The 18,738-nt window shown below is 69.2% G+C and carries 16 protein-coding genes and 1 riboswitch; of the genes, 9 read left to right on the top strand and 7 right to left on the bottom strand.

Annotation, left to right across the window (positions count from 1 at the left end; all coding sequences use genetic code 11):
- The first annotated feature begins 48 nt into the window (after positions 1-48).
- The 4 genes from shc (at position 49) to CHF16_RS35315 (ending at position 5,264) form a co-directional block, all read left to right on the top strand.
- A complete protein-coding gene (shc, locus tag CHF16_RS35330) occupies positions 49-1,914 on the top strand; it encodes a squalene--hopene cyclase (protein WP_089330534.1) in 1,866 nt (621 codons plus the stop codon).
- Complete coding sequence (ispH, locus tag CHF16_RS35325; RefSeq protein WP_089330533.1) at positions 1,911-3,377, top strand: 4-hydroxy-3-methylbut-2-enyl diphosphate reductase; 1,467 nt, start codon at positions 1,911-1,913, stop codon at positions 3,375-3,377. The genes shc and ispH overlap by 4 nt, the downstream gene beginning before the upstream one ends.
- Positions 3,374-4,378 carry an adenosyl-hopene transferase HpnH gene (gene hpnH, locus CHF16_RS35320; RefSeq protein ID WP_089330532.1) on the top strand — a complete coding sequence of 335 codons (1,005 nt, stop codon included), beginning with the start codon at positions 3,374-3,376 and terminating at the stop codon, positions 4,376-4,378. The genes ispH and hpnH overlap by 4 nt, the downstream gene beginning before the upstream one ends.
- Before the next feature lie 79 nt (positions 4,379-4,457).
- Complete coding sequence (locus CHF16_RS35315) at positions 4,458-5,264, top strand: SAM-dependent methyltransferase (RefSeq protein ID WP_089330557.1); 807 nt, start codon at positions 4,458-4,460, stop codon at positions 5,262-5,264.
- Here the strand turns inward: CHF16_RS35315 and CHF16_RS35310 are convergent.
- Complete coding sequence (locus tag CHF16_RS35310) at positions 5,251-5,955, bottom strand: NlpC/P60 family protein (protein WP_089330531.1); 705 nt, start codon at positions 5,953-5,955, stop codon at positions 5,251-5,253. The genes CHF16_RS35315 and CHF16_RS35310 overlap by 14 nt on opposite strands.
- A gap of 8 nt (positions 5,956-5,963) precedes the next feature.
- Positions 5,964-6,103: riboswitch (cyclic di-AMP (ydaO/yuaA leader) on the bottom strand.
- 587 nt (positions 6,104-6,690) lie between these two features.
- Between CHF16_RS35310 and CHF16_RS35305 the strand changes: the two genes are divergently transcribed.
- Positions 6,691-7,215, top strand: a complete 525-nt coding sequence (locus CHF16_RS35305; RefSeq protein ID WP_143228245.1) for a hypothetical protein — start codon at positions 6,691-6,693, stop codon at positions 7,213-7,215.
- 139 nt (positions 7,216-7,354) lie between these two features.
- Here CHF16_RS35305 and CHF16_RS35300 read toward each other — a convergent pair whose 3' ends face one another.
- The 3 genes from CHF16_RS35300 to CHF16_RS35290 all read right to left on the bottom strand — a co-directional run bounded on the left by CHF16_RS35300 (position 7,355) and on the right by CHF16_RS35290 (position 10,474).
- Entirely contained in the window at positions 7,355-8,347 is a 993-nt protein-coding gene (locus CHF16_RS35300; protein ID WP_089330529.1) for a glycoside hydrolase family 16 protein, read from the bottom strand.
- Between the two features lie 157 nt (positions 8,348-8,504).
- Positions 8,505-9,179: a response regulator gene (locus CHF16_RS35295; RefSeq protein ID WP_089330528.1), complete on the bottom strand. Its 675-nt coding sequence runs from the start codon at positions 9,177-9,179 to the stop codon at positions 8,505-8,507.
- Positions 9,176-10,474 carry a sensor histidine kinase gene (locus tag CHF16_RS35290; RefSeq protein ID WP_089330527.1) on the bottom strand — a complete coding sequence of 433 codons (1,299 nt, stop codon included), beginning with the start codon at positions 10,472-10,474 and terminating at the stop codon, positions 9,176-9,178. Before CHF16_RS35290 ends, CHF16_RS35295 begins: the two co-directional genes overlap by 4 nt.
- Before the next feature lie 520 nt (positions 10,475-10,994).
- On the opposite strand from CHF16_RS35290, the gene CHF16_RS35285 reads away from it, so the two are divergent.
- From CHF16_RS35285 to CHF16_RS35275, 3 genes are all read left to right on the top strand, one after another.
- On the top strand, positions 10,995-11,705 hold the full coding sequence (locus CHF16_RS35285) for an RICIN domain-containing protein (RefSeq protein ID WP_089330526.1): 711 nt from the start codon (positions 10,995-10,997) through the stop codon (positions 11,703-11,705).
- Between the two features lie 158 nt (positions 11,706-11,863).
- On the top strand, positions 11,864-12,409 hold the full coding sequence (locus tag CHF16_RS35280) for a hypothetical protein (RefSeq protein ID WP_089330525.1): 546 nt from the start codon (positions 11,864-11,866) through the stop codon (positions 12,407-12,409).
- An 85-nt stretch (positions 12,410-12,494) separates the two neighbouring features.
- Positions 12,495-12,722, top strand: coding sequence for a hypothetical protein (locus tag CHF16_RS35275; RefSeq protein ID WP_089330556.1), 228 nt, complete (start codon positions 12,495-12,497; stop codon positions 12,720-12,722).
- Between the two features lie 43 nt (positions 12,723-12,765).
- Here the strand turns inward: CHF16_RS35275 and CHF16_RS35270 are convergent, their stop codons facing one another.
- From CHF16_RS35270 to CHF16_RS35260, 3 genes are all read right to left on the bottom strand, one after another.
- A complete protein-coding gene (locus CHF16_RS35270) occupies positions 12,766-13,533 on the bottom strand; it encodes an NAD-dependent epimerase/dehydratase family protein (protein WP_089330524.1) in 768 nt (255 codons plus the stop codon).
- 206 nt (positions 13,534-13,739) lie between these two features.
- Positions 13,740-14,309 carry a flavoprotein gene (locus tag CHF16_RS35265; protein ID WP_089330523.1) on the bottom strand — a complete coding sequence of 190 codons (570 nt, stop codon included), beginning with the start codon at positions 14,307-14,309 and terminating at the stop codon, positions 13,740-13,742.
- Entirely contained in the window at positions 14,306-15,781 is a 1,476-nt protein-coding gene (locus CHF16_RS35260; RefSeq protein WP_245869727.1) for a helix-turn-helix domain-containing protein, read from the bottom strand. Before CHF16_RS35260 ends, CHF16_RS35265 begins: the two co-directional genes overlap by 4 nt.
- Positions 15,782-17,595: 1,814 nt before the next feature.
- Here CHF16_RS35260 and CHF16_RS39850 point away from each other — a divergent pair.
- Entirely contained in the window at positions 17,596-18,444 is an 849-nt protein-coding gene (locus CHF16_RS39850; RefSeq protein WP_143228244.1) for an HNH endonuclease, read from the top strand.
- Positions 18,445-18,738 lie beyond the last annotated feature (294 nt).

Below are 18,738 nucleotides of genomic sequence, written 5' to 3'. Positions count from 1 at the left end.
CGGCCGTCCCGGCGCGGACGGCCACCCGCGCAAGAAGGAGATCGCCGAATGACGACGACGGAAGCTCCGGGGCTCACCGGCGCGGCGGCCGCGGCCGTCGACGCGGCCCGCGCCCACCTGCTCGGCCTCCAGTCGCCCGAGGGCTGGTGGAAGGCCGAGCTGGAGACGAACGTGACGATGGACGCCGAGGACCTGCTGCTCCGCCAGTTCCTCGGCATCCGCTCCGAGGCGGAGACGAAGGACGCGGCGCGCTGGATCCGCGGGCAGCAGCGCGAGGACGGCACGTGGGCGAACTTCCACGGCGGCCCCGCCGACCTGTCCACCACGATCGAGGCGTACATCGCGCTGCGGCTCGCCGGGGACCCGCCCGACGCCGACCACATGCGGCGCGCGGCCAAGTTCGCGCGGGACGCGGGCGGCATCGAGGGCAGCCGCGTGTTCACCCGGATCTGGCTGGCGCTGTTCGGCCAGTGGTCGTGGGACGACCTGCCGGTCATGCCGCCGGAGCTGATGTTCCTGCCGAGCCGGGTCCCGCTGAACGTCTACGACTGGGCGTGCTGGGCGCGGCAGACGATCGTCCCGCTGACGATCCTCGGGTCGCTGCGCCCCGTCCGGGACCTGCCGGTCGACCTCGCGGAGCTGCGCTCCGGCACCGTGCCCGCGAAGGAGGCGAAGGGCTGGGGGAGGGCGTTCAACGCGCTCGACCGCGTCCTGCACGTGTACGAGAAGCGGCCGGTGCGGCCGCTGCGCACCGCCGCGATGCGCCGCGCCGCCGACTGGATCATCGCCCGGCAGGAGGCCGACGGCTGCTGGGGCGGGATCCAGCCGCCGTGGGTGTACTCGCTGATGGCGCTGAACGTCCTCGGCTACGACCTCGACCACCCGGTCATCAAGCGGGGGCTGGACGGCCTGGAGCGGTTCACGATCCGGGACGAGAAGGGCCGCAGGCTGGAGGCGTGCCAGTCGCCGGTCTGGGACACCGTCCTCGCGATGAACGCGCTCGGCGACGCCGGTGCCGCACCCGACGACCCGGCGCTGGTGCGCGCCGCGCGATGGGTGATCGGCGAGGAGGTCCGCGGGCCGGGGGACTGGGCGGTGCGCCGCCCCGGCCTCCCGCCGGGCGGCTGGGCGTTCGAGTTCGACAACGACGTCTACCCCGACACCGACGACACCGCCGAGGCGATCCTCGCGCTGCGCCGGACGTCGCTGCCGGAGGCGGACGCGCCGATCGAGCGGGCCGTCCGGTGGCTGAACGGCATGGCGTCGAAGGACGGCGGCTTCGGCGCCTTCGACGCCGACAACACCCGCGAGCTGTGCACGAAGCTGCCGTTCTGCGACTTCGGCGCGGTCATCGATCCACCGTCCGCCGACGTCACCGCCCATGTCGTCGAGGCGCTCGCCAAGGAGGGCCTCGCCGAGACGACCGTGGTGAAGCGCGCGGTGGTGTGGCTGCTGAAGGCGCAGGAGGAGGACGGCTCCTGGTTCGGGCGCTGGGGCGCCAACCACGTGTACGGGACGGGCGGCGTGGTGCCCGCGCTGGTGGCCGCCGGCGTCCGCCCCGACAAGCCCGCGATCCGCCGCGCCGTCGCGTGGCTGGAGCGGCACCAGAACGAGGACGGCGGCTGGGGCGAGGACCTGCGCTCCTACGACGACCCGTCCTGGATCGGGCGCGGCGCGTCGACCCCGTCGCAGACGGCGTGGGCGCTGCTGGCGCTGCTCGCCGCAGGGGAGCGCTCCCCGGCGGTGGACGCGGGCGTCCGGTGGCTCGTCGACAACCAGCGGCCGGACGGCAACTGGGACGAGGACAACTTCACCGGCACCGGGTTCCCCGGCGACTTCTACATCAACTACCACCTGTACCGGCTGGTGTTCCCGATCAGCGCCCTGGGCCGGTATCTGGACGGCTCCTCATGACACGGCTCGTCGTCTGCGCCGTTCCCGGCGTCGAGGCCCGCGCCCTCGCGGGCCACGGCGCCGAGGGGCCGCGCGTGGTCCGGACGGGGGCAGGGCCCGCCGAGGCGCGGGCCGCCGCCCGCGAGCTGCCGGACCACGACGCGCTCGCCGTCGTCGGCTACGGCGACGCCCTCGACGACCGGCTCCGCCCCGGCGACCTGTTCGTGGCCACCGAGGTCAGGGGTCCGTCCGGGACGGTGCCGTGCCCGACGGCGGAGCCGCTCGCCGGGCTGCTGGAGCGGACGGCCGGCGGGGCGGCGGTGCATCGCGGGCCGCTCGTCACCCTCGACCGCGCCGCGACCGGCGCCGAGCGCTCCCGGCTCGCCGCGGACGGCGCGCTCGTCGCCGACATGGAGTCGGCGGCGCCGGCCGAGGCGGCGGACGGCCGTCCCTTCGCGGCGGTCTCCGTTATCGCCGGGCCGCCGCGCCGCCAACCGGTCGACCCCGCCGCGATGCAGGCCGTCGGCCCCGCCCTGCGCGCGTGGGCCGCCGCGGCCGGTCCGCGACGGCTGCTGCTCGCCGGTCCGCGCTCGTTCTGCGCCGGTGTGGAACGGGCCATCGAGATCGTGGAGCGGGCCCTCGACCTGCACGGCCCGCCCGTCTACGTGCGCAAGCAGATCGTCCACAACACCCATGTCGTGGACGAGCTGAGCGCGCGCGGCGCCGTGTTCGTCGATGAGCTGGACGAGGTCCCGCCCGGTGCGGTGACCGTGTTCTCCGCGCACGGCGTCGCGCCAGCCGTCCGCGACGAGGCCGGACGGCTCGGGCTGCGGGTCGTCGACGCGACCTGCCCGCTGGTGGCGAAGGTCCACGCGGAGGCCCGCCGGTTCGCGGCGTCCGGCCACCTGGTCGCGCTGATCGGGCACGCCGGGCACGAGGAGGTCGAGGGCACCCTCGGCGAGGCGCCGTCCTCGACGGTGCTCGTCCAGACGCCGGCGGACGCCCGCGCCCTGCCCGCGGACCGGCCCGTCGCCTACCTCACCCAGACCACCCTCGCCGCCGACGAGGCGGGCGAGGTGGCGGCCGCCATCACCGGCCGGTTCCCGGACGCCGTCGGCCCGCACACCGACGACATCTGCTACGCCACCACCAACCGGCAGCGGGCCGTCGCCGCCGTCGCCCGCGACAGCGACCTCGTCCTGGTCGTCGGGTCGGCCAACTCGTCCAACTCGCTCCGCCTCGTGGAGGTGGCCGAGGCGCACGGGACGCCGGCGGTGCTGGTCGACGGGCCCGCCGACATCCCGCTGGAGCGGCTCGCGGACGCCCGTGCCATCGGCCTGACCGCCGGGGCGTCGGCGCCGCCGTCCGTCCTGGACGCCGTCGTCGACGCGCTGCGCGGGTTCGGGCCGGTCGACGCCGAGGAGCGCACGGTCACGGTGGAGACCACCGAGTTCACCCTGCCAAAGGAGGTCCGGACACAATGAGCATGCCGCTTCGCCAGAGTCTTCGCATCGGGGGCTACATCCTCCGCAACAAGCTGCGCGGCAAGAAGAAGTTCCCGCTGATCGTGGAGCTGGAACCGCTGTTCGCGTGCAACCTCGCCTGCGCCGGCTGCGGGAAGATCCAGCATCCCGCCGACACCCTGAAGCGGCGGATGCCGGTCGAGCAGGCCGTCGCCGCCATCGAGGAGTGCGGCGCGCCGATGGTGTCCATCGCGGGCGGCGAGCCGCTCATGCACCCGCAGATCGACGAGCTGGTCCGCGAGCTGCTGAAGCGCAAGAAGTTCGTCTTCCTGTGCACCAACGCGCTGCTCATCCCGCGCAAGATCGACAAGTTCGAGCCGTCGCCGTACTTCGCGTGGGCCGTCCACATCGACGGGTTGCAGGAGCGCCACGACGCGTCGGTGTGCAAGGACGGCGTCTTCGAGGACGCGGTCGCCGCCATCAAGGAGTGCCAGCGGCGCGGGTTCCGCGTCACGACGAACACGACGTTCTTCAACACCGACACCCCGCAGACCGTCATCGAGGTGATGAACTACCTCAACGACGACCTCAAGGTCGACGAGATGATGATCTCGCCGGGGTACGCCTACGACAAGGCGCCCGACCAGGAGCACTTCCTGGGCGTCCAGGAGACCCGCGAGCTGTTCCGCAAGGCGTTCGCGGACGGCAACCGCAAGCGCTGGCGGCTCAACCACTCGCCGCTGTTCCTGGACTTCCTGGAGGGCAAGGTCGACTTCCCGTGCACGGCCTGGGCGATCCCGTCCTACTCGCTGTTCGGGTGGCAGAAGCCCTGCTACCTGATGTCGGACGGCTACGCGCAGACCTACCAGGAGCTGCTGGACGAGACCGACTGGGACTCCTACGGCCGGGGACGCGACCCGCGCTGCGCGAACTGCATGGCCCACTGCGGCTACGAGCCCACCGCGGTCATGGCCACGGTCGGCTCGCTGAAGGAGTCGATCAGGGCGATGCGCGACACCTGACCGCGGTATTGAAGACGAAACGCCCGGAGAGTGGGGATAAACCCCCACGCTCCGGGCGTAACGATCTACGATGGCGGCCATGGCTGACGAATGGCCCCCGGCCGAGCTGGACTTCGACAAGCCCACCATCGCGCGCGCCTATGACGCGCTCCTCGGCGGGAAGGACAACTTCGCCGCCGACCGGGCGCTGGCCGACCAGACGGCCGCGCTGATCCCCGGGCTGCGCGAGTCCGCGGTCGAGAACCGCAAGGTCCTCGTCCGGGGCGTCCGCTACCTGGCCGCGGAGGCCGGCATGGACCAGTTCCTCGACCTCGGCAGCGGGCTGCCCACGGTCGAGAACACCCACGAGGTCGCCCAGCGCGCCAACCCGGACGCCCGCGTCGTCTACGTCGACATCGACCCGCTGGTCTCCGTGCACGGGCGGGCGATCCTGGCGAACAACGACGCCACGCGGGTGATGGTCGGCGACGTCCGCGACCCGGCCGCCATCCTCTCGGACCCGGCGGTCAAGGGCTTCATCGACTTCTCCCGCCCGGCCGTCATCATGATGGTCGGGATGCTGCACTACCTGTCACCGGACGTGGTGGACGGCGTGGTCTCCGCCTACCGCGACGTCCTGGCGCCGGGCAGCCACCTTTTCATGACGTCCCTCGTGGACACGGGCCTGCCCCAGCAACAGGAGCTGGCCCGCATCACACGAGAGAACCTCGAAGAGGGCTGGGCGCGCACGCCCGCCGAGATCGAGGCCCAGTTCGGTGACTTCGAACTGGTCGAACCCGGCGTGACCTACACCGCCCTGTGGCGTCCCGACGGCCCGGTGGACCCGGACAACCTCACCCCGGGAGAGCAGCTCGGGATGGCCGGGATCGCCATCAAGCGTCGCTGAGCTTCTTCGGCCGGTACGCCTTGTACTCGCTGCCGGAGTCGAGGCCGTAGTCCCGCGTCCGGTAGTCGGTGCCGTAGTGGCCGCGCTGCTCGTACGCCCAGTACGACGTGTGCGCCTTGTTGGCCCACTTCTCGAAGATGACGACGTGGCGCGTCGTGTTGGTGCCCTGGGCGTCCATCACGAGGTCGCCCTTCTTCAGCTCGGACATCTTGATGCGCTCGGTGAGGCGCGAGGACGTGAGCCCGACGGTGTTCGTCCCGGGCTTCGGCAGCCCGAGCGTCATCGCCACGAAGCCGGAGCAGTCGGTGCGGTAGCCGTTGTGGTAGTCGCTCTGGCTGTAGGGCACGCGCTTGCTGGTGTGGGGGTGCCAGGTCTTGGCCCGCGCGATCACCTTCGACCGCTCGTCGAGCTCGGTGGACGCGGTGGAGCCCTTCTCCGGGGCTGCCTTGGCCGCGTCGGGCGCGGCGGCGCGCTGCTTGGGGATGCTCTGGACGGAGGCGACGGACTTGCCCTCCTCCGACGACGGGCTCGCCGTCGCCTGGAGGGCCGTCGCGGCCACGCCGATGGCGGCGAGGCCCAGGATGGCGCCGTTGGCCCGCGGGCTGAGCCCGAAGAGCCCCGGCTTCTTGCCGGTATTGCCAGTGCCGTGCTTGCCCGTGCTGTGCTTGCCCGTGCTGTGCTTGCCTGTCAAGGGGGACTCCTTGCTTCCATAAGCCGCCTACCGGGTTAGCTGACGGGTTCGGACGTGGAAGTCGCCCTACGGCCTGACAGGCCGATTCACCCCAGTGCGAGGGTGGGTCCCCGGCTCCGCGCTGTGGCGGATTCGGCGGGTGCCGCTGCGAGAATGAAGAGAGCGGCGCTGCTGTTGTAGGGCCCGTTCGAGGGCGCGGGCGGCGTGCATGGGAGGCGCCGCCGGGCGACGCGTGGGGCGCGCCGCCCCCACCGGCTCGGTGCCAGGTGGGACAAGAACGCCTGGTGAGCGCCTTGGCGGGGGCCAAGCTACTCAAACCATCAAGAGAGTGCAAACTGCGACAAAATCAACACCCCAGCTCAGACCCCCTGCCGCGCCTGCTGGTGGGGGCTGCGGGCCCGCCGGGGCCCGCCCGGTGGGCCCTGCGAGACGGGTGCCGCCCGCCGGCTCGTCCTCCACCACGTGACGCCGGGGGGCGAGTGGGCGCCGGGGAGATGGAACGGGGCGGGGGCGGGGGCGAGACCCTGCGGGATGGAACCTGGCGGGACGCTACGGGGTCGGCGGGAAAGTGCCGCCAAGTGAATCCGCACTTCACGCTCGCTTTGCGTTCCGCGTCCGCTCGGGATGGGCGGTGCGGCCTTCGAGGATGATCATTAGGCCATTCTGTGCGCCATGGCCGAATTGCGATGCATCAGAGTATGATCACCGGGCGGATCCGGGCTCAGGGAGCATTCGATGGCGCATCGGAAAGCGGCCGTTCACGGCCTTGTCCTCCTCGCGATGCTGGGCGCCGCGGCGTGCGGCGGCGGATCGGACGACGACGCCGGAGCGGCTCCGGCCGCGACGCGGTCCGCGCCGCCGAGCCCGGCGGAGACGACCGAACCGCCCGAAACAGACCCGGGTGCCGCCCCCGGCATCCGCGGCGCCCGCGCCGCGCTGCAGGCGTTCCTGCGGGGGCAGGCGGCGGGCGACACGTCCGTGTGCCGGTACGTGGCCAAGGACAGCGAATTCGTCAACGGCCCCGCGCTGAGGGGCGACTGCCGCAAAGGCGTGAAGGACACCCCCCATCTGCTGCGGCCCCGGGAACGGCTCGCGCTGGGCCAGGTCCTGGCCACCGGCGGCGAAATCAACAAGGACGACGAGGCGGTGCTGCCCTTCTCGGGGCTGCGCTACACGGACGGACACCTGACGGAGTCGGCGCTCCAGCCCGAGTTCGTCCTCCGCCGCAACGGCGACGGGATGTGGCAGATCGTCCGCTGACGCCGCGGCGGGCCGGCCTCCCGGAGACCCCGTGGCCGGAAGACCGTGCCCGGCCGCCGGGCTCCGCCGCGTCCCGCCGCCCCGCCGCCCGCCGGGGCGCGCCGCCCGCCGGGGTGCGCCGCCCGCCGGGGCGCCGGGATCAGGCGTCGTACATGCGGATCCAGTCGATCTCGAGGGTCGCGTTGCGGTTCTTGTCGATGCCGCGCGCGGTCAGCTTCTTCAGCTCGGGCATCCAGTCGAGCTGGATCGCCTGGCCCATCGCCCGCGGGGGCTGCACGTCCTGCCTGGTGGTGTGGAAGTGCCGGCGCCCGTCCACGTACCCGTTGATCTCCTTCGGGGTCCACTCGATCGCGAACGTGTGCCACTTGGTGAGGTCGACGTTCGCGCGGCCGTCGATGCGGCCCGAGTTGCCTTCGCGCCCCTTCTGCTCCGACCCCTTCTTCTGGTCGAAGTGCAGGAAGAAGTTGGCGCCCTTCCGGAGCCCGTTGTCGCCGTAGGTCTCCATGTAGTCGATCTCGCCGCCGCCGCCCTCCGGCGCGGTGCCGCCCCCGCCGTTGACAGGCCACAGCAGCATGTTGGCGTTGTAGCAGGCGCAGGCGCGGTTCATCCGGACCCGCGCCTCCCAGCGGCCGTACTTCTGGTCGCCGTCGCGCCAGCCGAGCCCGCCCGTCGTCCCGTCCGGCCTGCCGGTGATCCGCAGCGCCCCGTTCTGGACGGTGACCGCGTCCGGGCTGCGCCGCCCGTTGCCGGCGTGCCCCTCGCCGTCGTACAGCTCCCACGCCTTCCGGTCGAGACGCCCGTTGAACTCGTCGTGCGCCACCGGACGCCCCCAGCCGTACCGCTGCGCCGCCGTCGCCGCGCCGGACGCGGGGGCGGCCTTCTTCTTGGACGTCCCGCCGGTCTTCTTGGTGGTGCGCTCGGCCTGCACGGAGCCGCGGGCGGCGTCCTCGGCGGCACGAGGAGCCTTCGAGGGGGCCGCCGGTTTCCCGGCCGGAACCGGGTGGAACTCGGCCGCCGTGCCCGTGCGGCCCACATCGGCGGAGCTCTCGTGCAGGGCGGCGAACGCCGAGACCCCGACCGTCACCGCCGTGACCGTCACGACGACGGCGCGTCTTCGGAATGAGAAGGACACGGTTCAACCTCCGCACCGGACGAATTGTGCCGACAGCCGATTCAGCCGATCCGCACTCCGTTAATTCGTCCGAAACCTACTTCGACCGCGCCGCGCGGCCCTAGGGCCCTAGGGCCCTACCGGCGGGCCCGGGGGACCTCAATCGCGTCCCGGCAGGTCAGTCCCGCGGGGGCATTCCGAGCCAGGTCACGATGGCCGTGGAACGGTTCGGCGCGCCGAGCTTGGCATAAAGGCGGTTGATGTAATTCTTGACGGTCTTCTCGGTGAGAAATAGCTTGGCGGCGATCGCCGAGTTCGGATGTCCCTGCGTGATCAGATCCATGACCTCGGCCTCGCGCTCGGAGAGCCCGAACCGCCGGCGCTGCTCGGCCGGGTCGGCCGCCGCGGGCGCGGCGGCGGGGTCCGTCCGCGCGGCGTCGATCAGCGCGGCCGACGCCGCCTGGGAAAGGGGGTGGGCCCGATGCCTCGCGGTGTCCAGCACCGCTGCCGACAGTTCCTCCGGGGTGAAGCTGTTGTGCACCAGGTAGCCCACCGCCCCGTTCCGGACGGCCGCCAGCACCACCTCCGGATCCTCGACCTGGGTGAGCATGATGACCCGGCTGATCGCGCTCAGTGCGGCCGCGGCGGAGACCCCGTCGACGTGCGGCATCCGGACGTCCAGCAGGATCACGTCCGGTGCCAGCCGCCGCGCCATCTCCACGGCCTCGCGGCCGTCGCCGGCCTCGCCCACGACCTCGATCTCGCCGCTCGCGTCCAGCGCCAGGGTGAGCCCGGAGCGGATGAACGGGTTGTCGTCCACCACCATCACCCGGCACTTCACACCCGCGTTCATTCGCCACTTCCCTCCATCGGCACCATCCCGCTCCCGGCCGGGGTTCTCCCGGCCGTCCCGTTTCGTGCCACTCCGCCGCCGGCCGCCCCGCCGGGGAACCGGACGGTGATGCTCGTCCCGCCGCCCGGAACCGACTCGACGGTGAGTTCCCCTCCGCCGCGCCGGGCCCGTTCGTGCATGCCGAGGAGGCCGTAGTGACCCCCGTCGGCGAGCTCGTGCAGCCAGCCGTCCCCGCCGGGGCGTCCCGGCAGGCCGAGTCCGTCGTCCCGCACCTCCACCCGCACGCCGTCCGGGCCGCCGGACACGCTCACCTCCACCGTCGAGGCGTCGGCGTGCCGCCGGACGTTCTCCAGCGCCTCCGAGATGATCGCCACGGTCTCGTGCCGGGGGTGCAGCGGCAGGTCGACGCCCTCCTCGATGCGCGTGACCACCCGCAGCCCCGTCGCCCGGCCCCACTCCGCCGCGAGCTCGGCGGCCACGACGTGCAGCGGCCGCTGCACGGTGCCGGACCGCAGCTCGGAGATGAGCGAGCGCGCCTGCCTCGTCGCGATCTGCGCGGCGGTGGCGATGCGCTGGGCCTCCTTCTCCGCCCGGTCCGGGGACTTGCGGACGAAGGCGGGGAGGCTCGTCGCCGCCAGCGCGATCCCGGACAGGGTGCCGCTCAGCGAGTCGTGCATCTCTCGGGCGAGCCGCGAGCGCTCCTCGGCGGCCACGGCCAGCGCCTCCGAGCGCCAGAGCGCCTCCTCCGCCGCGGCCTGCTCGTCGAACAGCCGCCGGATCACGGTTCCCACCAGGGCGCCGATCCCGTAGAAGGCGGGCATCGCGAGCAGCAGCGGGAGCGTCGTGCTGTGCCGGATGCCGTCCGTCCCGTCGCCCTGAAAGAGCGCGACGTAGTACAGGACGGCCTGCTGGAGGCAGAGCGCCACCGTCGTCGGCCACCGGTACAGCAGCCCCGCCAGACCGGCCGCGATCACCGTGACCAGGAAGTACGGGCCGAGGATCCCGCCGGCCTTGAGCACCGCGTAGCCGACGAGGACGTCGCAGGCCAGCAGGGCCGGCTGCGCGTACAGCCGGGAGACGACCTGCTCCCAGCCGAGCAGCATCAGCCCGGAGAGCAGCGCCACCCCCGCCAGCACACCCAGGGCCCAGAAGTCGCCCCGGACCTGCCGGTCGATGAGCACCGTCACCCCGACGACCAGCACCCGCACCTGGATGAGCAGCACGAACGCCGTGCCGATGCGGGATTCGACGGACCCGCGCAGCGATCCGGGAGCGTGCTTGGCGAGATCGGACATCGGCGGTCCTCCGCGAGTTCGTTCCGTCAGTCCGGAACCGTAAGCGCAGGCGTCTGCAAAGGGAACACTAGCCACATCTCCATTGGAGGTCGCTACGATGCCCACGACCAACAGTATTTCTACGCAAGAAGGGACGAAAGTGCCAGGCCGCAGGGCGGTCCCGCAGCCGGACGGCGTCAGCGACGCCGCCGGGTTCATCGCTCTGATGCGCAGGCTCCAGCGCTGGTCGGGACTCAGCCTCGCGGAACTCGAAGCCAGGATGGGCTCCGCGCATGTGCTCCTTCCAGAAGGCCTGGCCGGAATGCTCGGCGGAAGCACACTTCCGCGACGGGAAGTTGTGTCGGCATTCATCAGCGCTTGCGGATGCGTGCCCGAAGTGCAGGCCGATTGGATGCGCGCCTATGCGAGGGTCAGCGGCACGTCCCCCGCGCCTTCCCCCGCGCCTTCCGCGGCGCCTTCCGCGGAGGCCGCCGCCTTCACCCCGCGTCCATCGCGGGAGGCGCCGCAGGAAGAACCGGAAGTGCCGGAAAAGCGATCCCGCCCCCGCCACCGCAAGTCCGCGGGAAAGCGCCGCCACCAGCGGACGCGCCGCTCACTGTCCCCGCTCGCGGCCGCTCCCGCGTTCGTCACCGTCCTGGTGATCGCGGTGGCCATGCTGACCGGGACGGGCGACGACTCCGGCAAGCCCGAGGGCCAGCAGGACGGGAAGCGCCCGACGGCGACCCCGCCGGGCAACGGCTGGTACGGCATGCAGACGGAGACGTCCACGTCCGTCGGCGACTGCCTGTCGATCTTCCCCGACAACGAGTTCGCGCCGACCCTCTCCCAGGAGCAGTGCGACGAGGAGGACCCGCTGCAGCGCTTCTGGCTTGAGCCGGACGCGGGCGGCGTCTACGCGATCAAGGCGTACACGGTCAAAGAGCAGCTCTGGTGCCTCACACTGGACGCCCCCAACGACGGTGCACGCCTCCATCTGAAGGCGTGCGACGAGGCGAGCAAGTGGCAGCGGTTCACCCTGCAGGCGACGGAACCGCCGAGTTCCGGAAAGGCCGGCGACAAGACGTCCCAGCCGTCGCCCCTCTTCGCACTGCGGGCGGCCGAGACCCGCGACAAGGGAATGTGCGTGGGGATCGATTCCTCCAATACGGGGACCGTCCAGGCCGTCCACACGGCATGCACGAAGGCCGGGGTCTGGGGCTACAGCTTCATCCCGACCGTATCACCCGAATAGCCGGACCCGCATCCGAGTCCAAACACCTGCAAGTAGGGTCCCCAGATCGCAAGGAATAGGCCCTAGGGCCCTGACTCCGAGCCATTCTGAATGGCTACCTTCTCTGAAGTCAACGGCGGCCGACAACGAAGGCCCCGCTCCTTCAGAAAGGTTCAGCGATGAAGAAGACGAACGTACTGGTCGCGACGAGCGCACTGGGACTCACCCTGGCCGGCGGCGCGGTGGTCGCCGGCCTCTCGTCCGAGCCGGCGAAGCCCGCGTCCCCCGTCGCCGGCACCGGCACGCAGACCCTCTCGGGCGGGTCGCTCTCCGGCGGGTCCCTCTCGGAGCAGTCGCTCTCGCAGCAGTCCGCCGCGAAGGTCGTCAAGAAGTCCGACTACGGCCCCTGGAACAGCCACTTCGCCAACACGAAGCTGAAGTGCCGGACCTACGCCAGCGCCGGCACCTCCGGCGGCCGCATCTGGCACTACGGGAAGATCGAGTGCAACAAGAAGGTCGCGACCATCGACGTCTACTCGGGCATCAACCCGGGGAAGCCGGGGGTCTCGAAGAAGCTCTGCAGGGACACCAAGAGCTGCGCGGTCGAGGGCTGGGTGAAGAACCCGTCCGGCAAGCAGTCGTGGTCGGTGACCACCACCGGAGGCGCCGGAGTGCTGCTGCTCTCGGGCAGCCGACTCTCCGCCCACGTCACGTTCACCGCCTGACCGGCCGACACGAGCGCACCGGCGCCCAGCCCGCCCCAGCCTGGGCGCCGGTGGCCCCATCGCCGTTCCGTGTATGTTCCGGATCATGGATTCCGCACCAGGCGATGGCGCCCGCTCCTGGCCGATCCGCCATTTCTCACAGGCGAACCCGAAAGGCGAGGGGCAAGGAGACGTACCCGCTCTCCTGCGCAGGGCGGCCGACTCCATCGAAAAACTGGGCCCAGTAGAGATCCAGGACCTGATCCTGCACGAAGAAACCACCGCCGACGGCCCGTGGGTAAGTCTGACCGTCTACTTCCACCCCGCACCATGACCCGCACCGAGACGCGCAGAGAATGTGCACGAAGCGCCCTTATTCACATGAGGTGCCGCAGTGTGTATTCGGGAGAGGCGTAGTCGCCGCCCTGCGGACCGTCCTCGCGGAAGAAGTCCTCAGCCAACCCATCCGCAGCATCGACCGGCTCGTAACCGCCGGCGAGACTCCAGAAGCGCCGCGGGTTGGCGGAGACCGCGTACATGACGCTGAAACCGGCCTGGGGAGACGTCAAAGCATCCAGGAAGAACCCCTGGCAGTCGCGGGGGCTCAGCCACGTGGCCAGGTGCCGCGACTCGAACGGCTCGTGCTCCAGGCTGCCGATCCGCACGCACACGACTTCAAGGCCGAACTTGTCGGCATACAGCCTGCCCAGCGCTTCGACGGCGACCTTGCTGACGCCGTACAGCCCGTCCGGGCGAGGTGGCGCATCCGGGGACACTGTCTCCGAAATGGGATAACAGCCGGTCAGCCGATTGCTGCTGGCCAACACGACCCGGCGCACACCGGCGCGACCCGACGCCTCCAGCACATGATGAGCCACCAGCACACTGCCGCGCAGCAACGTGTCCAGCGGCGCCTCATCGGCGACGCCAGCAAGGTGCACCACGGCATCAGCGCCTTCAACGGCACGCATGGCCGTTTCAACGCCGTCCAGGTCGAGCGTACGAACCTCCTCCCTCGCATAGTCGGCGGACAGCGGCGATCGATCGACCGACACAAGCCGCTCAGCCGCAGCACTCAACGGTTCCCGGAGCACACTCCCGACCAGTCCGGCCGCACCCGTCAATACAACAGTCCCCAACGACACGCCCCACAGCCTTCCACCCACCACCGACACAACAAGCCCTCAGCGCGCGCCCGCATAGCGCGCAAGCCCGAGGCACCTGGCCAGAGAAGTCGGTGGCCGTCAGGCGCGAACGCCTTTCCAGTACTCCTCGTGGCTCATGACGAAGTCGTCGGGGCGAGCTCGGCGTAGAGTTCAACGCCGGAGCGCGCTAAGGCGTGCGCTATCGGCTATTCGCTGCGGTCTTGCACTGGGGAAGATTCTGCCTTATCGAGAGCCAGCGACCAGGGAAAATTATTCAATCGGTTGTCGCCAGAACCAGGGGCATGCGGTTTGAATTCGCCTGGGCCTCCTATGAGGATGCGGACACTTTCCCGCCGGAGTGTGTTGATGCTGCTCTGGAATGCGGTCCGGCTTGCTAGGGCCGTGTTAACGAACGGCAGCACTATTACAGGGATGCCCAGGGCGGGGGCCTCGGCGAGAATACCCAGTGCGTAGGTATCGCTTATGCCGTTGGCCCATTTGTTGATGGTGTTGTAGGTGGCGGGGGCGACGATGATGGCGTCCGCTTTTGGGGAGCGAGGTTCGCCTGGTTTCCGGTATTCGCTGCGGACGGGACGGCCGGTTTGGGCGTCTAGGGCTTGGGCGTCGATGAAGTCCAGTGCCGCGGGGGTGGCGATGATCTGGACGTCCCAGCCTCGTTGGTGGGCGAGCGTGACGAGTTTTCCCACGTCGCGGGCCGGGCCTGCCGCACACACGATGACATAGAGGACTTTGCGGCGGTCTGCCTCGTCGGTCACACGCGCACTCCGATCTCGGTGGTGAAGTCCCGTAGTTGCCGTTGGGTGCTGGGCGGCGCGGTGGCCATGAGGTCGCGCAGCATGTGATGGATGGCAGGGCGGGCCGAGATCTCTTCGGGGGCGAGCTGGTGCGCGAAGCGTAGGACGTCGTATGCCTTGTCGTGCTTGCCCCATTGGCTGAGGGCGCGTGAAGTGTCGATGAGGAGGGTTGCCCTGCGCTCGGTAAGGGGGATGCGATCCAGGTTGATGCGGCGGGCTTCCTGGATGGCGGCTCCTGCGTCGCCGAGCTGGAGGGCAATGTTGACGCGGTGGAGCTGGACGTTGGTGGGGCCGAACGCTGTCCAGCGGTGGTTGAAGTCTCCGCCGAGTTCACGGCCTGCGTTCTGAGCCTCGTCCAGGAGGGTGGAGGCGGTGTGGCGGTCGCTGCGGTGTCCGGCGGCTACGGCTCCGCGTAGGAGGAGTGCGCCGTAGACGGAGAGGAAGTCGGGGGTGCGCTCGTCGATGTCGTGGTCGATGCGTTCGGCGTAGGTGCTGGCGGTCTGGGTGGCCGCGCCGTGGTGGCCGTCGTTCATCAGAGCGTGCGTGATGATGCGGGCGCTGGATCCGATGATCGTTAGGTCATGGCTGTTGCGGGCGGCCTGCATGCTGCGGTCGGCGGCGACCCAGGCCAAGCCTTCTTGGTCCATCTTGAGCAGGATGCTTGCGGCGACGTGGTGGGCCTCGGCCGAGAGCGCTTCGGCCTTGCGGCGGGTGTCTCCCTCGTAGGTGCCGCATGCGGTGCGCAGGTCGGCCAGCAGGGTCGGGAGGGAGTTGATGACGGAGGAGTATCGGCAGTCTTGGTAGTTCCGTTTTGCGGCGGCCACGGCCTTGTCTAGGCGGGACGGGCTGAGCGTGGTCGCGTCTGGGGCGCTGCTGATGTCGGGGTAGCCGGCGAGAGCGGCGGCGAATGCCTCGACGCCTTCCAAGGGCGCACCGTCCCCGGGCAGGTCGGCGAGGATGGCGCTGAACAGGCTTGCTCCGGCGAGCTTTGTGAACGTCCTGCGGCGCACGGATTCCCCTTCCTCGACGTCGGGATCTACGTCCAGGGAACCCAGGAATGCGGCCGGAACCAAGCCCGCGGGCTCATCCCGAGGTGTGATGACCCTCGCGTGCGCGGTGGCCGCCGGGGCCGTGAGGTTACGGGGTGCCAGGCCGAGCGTCATACGGGCGGTGTCGGGCATCTGGAGCCCGTCGGCGATGCGCTCGAAGACCTCCAGGGTGGTGACCTGGCGTCCGCCCTTCTTCATGGTCTCGCTGACCTTGCCCTGCGACATGCCGCAGGCGATGGCGATCTGGGTCTGGCTGGCGCCGGTGTACTGGCGCAGGAGGTGGAAGACGGTTCTGATGTCTCGGGAGGTCAGGGCCTGGATCATCTGCGGGCGTTGCCACAGCGAGTCCGGGATGACGATCGGGTCTGACGCCCGTCCCGACATCGGATCCTCCTCTGCGTGACTTCGTCGTTGCCGAGCGTATATCCGATGGCGGGATATCGCCTGGGAATGGGCGCTGAACGGGCTTTGGCGGATCTTGGACGGCATGACGCAGCAGCGATAGACGGCCAAGACGGCCGACCGGAACTGCGCGGGTCGTGGGTGGAAGTTCGCCCACCCTGGGCGGGCGGTGCTGGTCGGGGTTCCGGCCGGTTCGGGGCCGGAGGTTGAGCGGGTGCCGTGTCGCTGGTGTGCGCCGCCGCCTGAGGTGCGGGCGGCGTAGTCCGAAAGCTGCGGGGCCGGTGGGGTTTCGTGGCGGCTGTGGCCTGGTCGTGCCGGGGTGGTAGGCGTGCGCGGCTGTGCCGGCGGGTGGTGGAGCGCCCGCAGGCCGCTGGTCCTGCCGGTCCCGCTTCCTTCTTCTTGGGAGTGGTGCCCTGTGGGTGTGTCGGTGCGGGCTTTGTCCCCGGGTGGCGCGTGGCGTCCGGCGGCGCTGGCCCTGGTGGCGGAGCTGGAGCAGCGGGGCCTGGTGGCCGAAGTGCGTGGACCGGGCGTGGTGCGGGTGCGCAACCCGGCCGGGGCCCCCGACGTCGAGGATCCGCAGGGGCAGGTGTTCGCGCCTGGGCTGGGTCAGGAGGTGGTGTGCCGTCGCCGGGACGGAGTGCTCTGGTGGTGGTGGGTGTGGACGGGGCCGACGCGCCATTCTCCGCCCGAGTTGGAGCCGCTCTGCCCGGTCTCCGATGTCGTCACGGCGGTGACCCGAATCGTGCGCGTCGTCTCAGTGCCCTTCGCCGAGTCCTCGGCCGCGTCGCCGCCTGCGGCCCCGGCCCCTGGCTCGTCGGGTCGGTGTGGGTGATGCGGGTGTCGTGGGTGTCCGCGGCCGAGGAGCGGAGTCGGCCAGTCGCAGCGGCGATCGAGCGGGAGTTCGCCGGGGTGGTGGCCTGGTACGGGCAAGCCACGGGTGCTTGGTGGGCGATGGTCCGGGTTCACGGTGGTGTGCGCTTGGTGGAGGCGCTGAGTCCGCAGGAGCTGCGGGCGGCGATCGTCCGGGCACAGGGATGGCCGTGGCCCAGATGAGCGGCGACGACGGTCACAAGGCCGGGCGCTCGGACAGCGGGCCTGGGTGCCCGATGAGGGGCCTGGGCAGTGGCCCCAACCGCGTTCCGCGTATGTTCCGGGGAGCGTGACGAGCGGCGGCTTCCGGTGGCGCATCGCTTCATGTGCAACAAACCCCGGTGCCTGGCTTAGTGCCTGGTCAACCGGGGTTCTTCACGGATTCTTCTGAGGTGCCCCCTGCAGGATTCGAACCTGCGCACACGGCTCCGGAGACCACCACCGAACACGGTTATAACCTGGGCAAATACCCGTAGATGCTCACCATCAGGGTCGCAGATGGAACACGCCACGCGGCTGAGTCGCGCTCTGATGAAGCCGTGCCCTGCGCCAAGCCGGATCCCGTTCACGGCACGCGCAGAGAGGCGGCTGTGGACGTCTGAGGGTCACGTGGTTCCGGAGTTGGACATAGCCGACAGATTTACAGAGAGACCTCTTAGACGGTGGTCAGTGTACTTGCGACCTGCAGTTATGCCCCCTGGTGGCCCCCAGTGCAAGCCTGCCTCCGTCCCGTGCCTGTTCCGTGGGGCACTCTCAACCCGTGACTGACAAGGACTCGAAGCAAGGTCCCACGATGAGGCGAACCACCACCCCGTAGAGTCGATCAGACCACATCAGTACCCTCGGTTGCGCTTCAAAGTTCCGCAACAGAAGATGACATCCTTGGATAGTCACCACAAACCTCACGAATTGGCTATCATTGCCTTATGGGCAAGGGATCTTCCAGTCAGAATCGGCCACCAACTCCGGAGCCAGTCAAGCGACAACTACGCCAGAATGCTGGCTTCGGATGCTGTAGATGCGGAATTCCCGTCTATCAATACCATCATATAATTGAATATAGCGTGGATCCGCATTTTCGAGTTGAAGATATGATGATCCTCTGCCCGTACTGCCACGACGCTGCCACCAAAGGGGCCATTCCGGAAGAGGAGCAGCGACGCATCCAGGCCAACCCACACAATCTAGCCAGAGGGTATGCGTCCGGCGCCATCAAGATTAATCAAAGCTACTGCGCAATTGCATGTGGCGAGACAATGTTCATCGGAAGCTCGTCAGTCATCAACGTGGACCAAGAGCCCTTGCTCAAAATGTCGGTAGGCGCGGACGGCTACATGGAAATATCCGCCAATCTATATGACGAACAAGGAAATACCCTGGCGGTCATCGATAGAAATGAATGGATCTCGGGCGACCCGGCCATTTGGGATATGGAGTCAGACCATCAGCGCCTCACCATCCGTGCCAAGAAGTATAAAGTATCCCTAATGATTGACGCCAAAGGCGAGCCGGTCCGGCTACATGGACGCTTTTTCCGCCATGGCCAGACAATTCGCTTGAACTCTTCAGGTTTCAGCGTGGATGGCGGAATAATCCATGATTCCCAAATGCAAGGAATCGCATTTGTCGGCTTCTCGATTGATTTTGACACCGTCCAAGAAAAGGTTCAATTTGTTCCATACTTGGGCACTGGAATGATAGTCAGCGAATGGGATCCCATCCAACGACTTATCAAGGCCGTTGACGCATGGAAGAAGTTGACCGAAGAGAAGTAGAACTGAACGGTTATGGACTTGTGTGGGATCAGGCCTCATGGTGCCCTATTGTAGGAATAAATAAGGCCCCAGTCATTGAATCGACTGGGGCCCTTGAGGATATCTTACTCGGAGTCCAAGTAAGAAAATGTAGGTTTGGGGTGCATCAGGAAATCGTGGTGGGAGATGTTCCAGGCGTAGGCGCCGGACATGGAGAAGGCGGCTAGGCCGTGTTTCAGAAGTCGTTGGGCGTGGTGGTTGGCTGCGCTATCGGTGAGCTAGCCAGATGATGGTGTCTTTGGCGATCTTGCTTGG

Source organism: Actinomadura meyerae (genome assembly GCF_900188445.1).
GTDB lineage: Bacteria > Actinomycetota > Actinomycetes > Streptosporangiales > Streptosporangiaceae > Spirillospora > Spirillospora meyerae.
The sequence above is the reverse complement of the archived record's forward strand: the minus strand, read 5'-3'. Positions and strand labels throughout refer to the sequence as shown.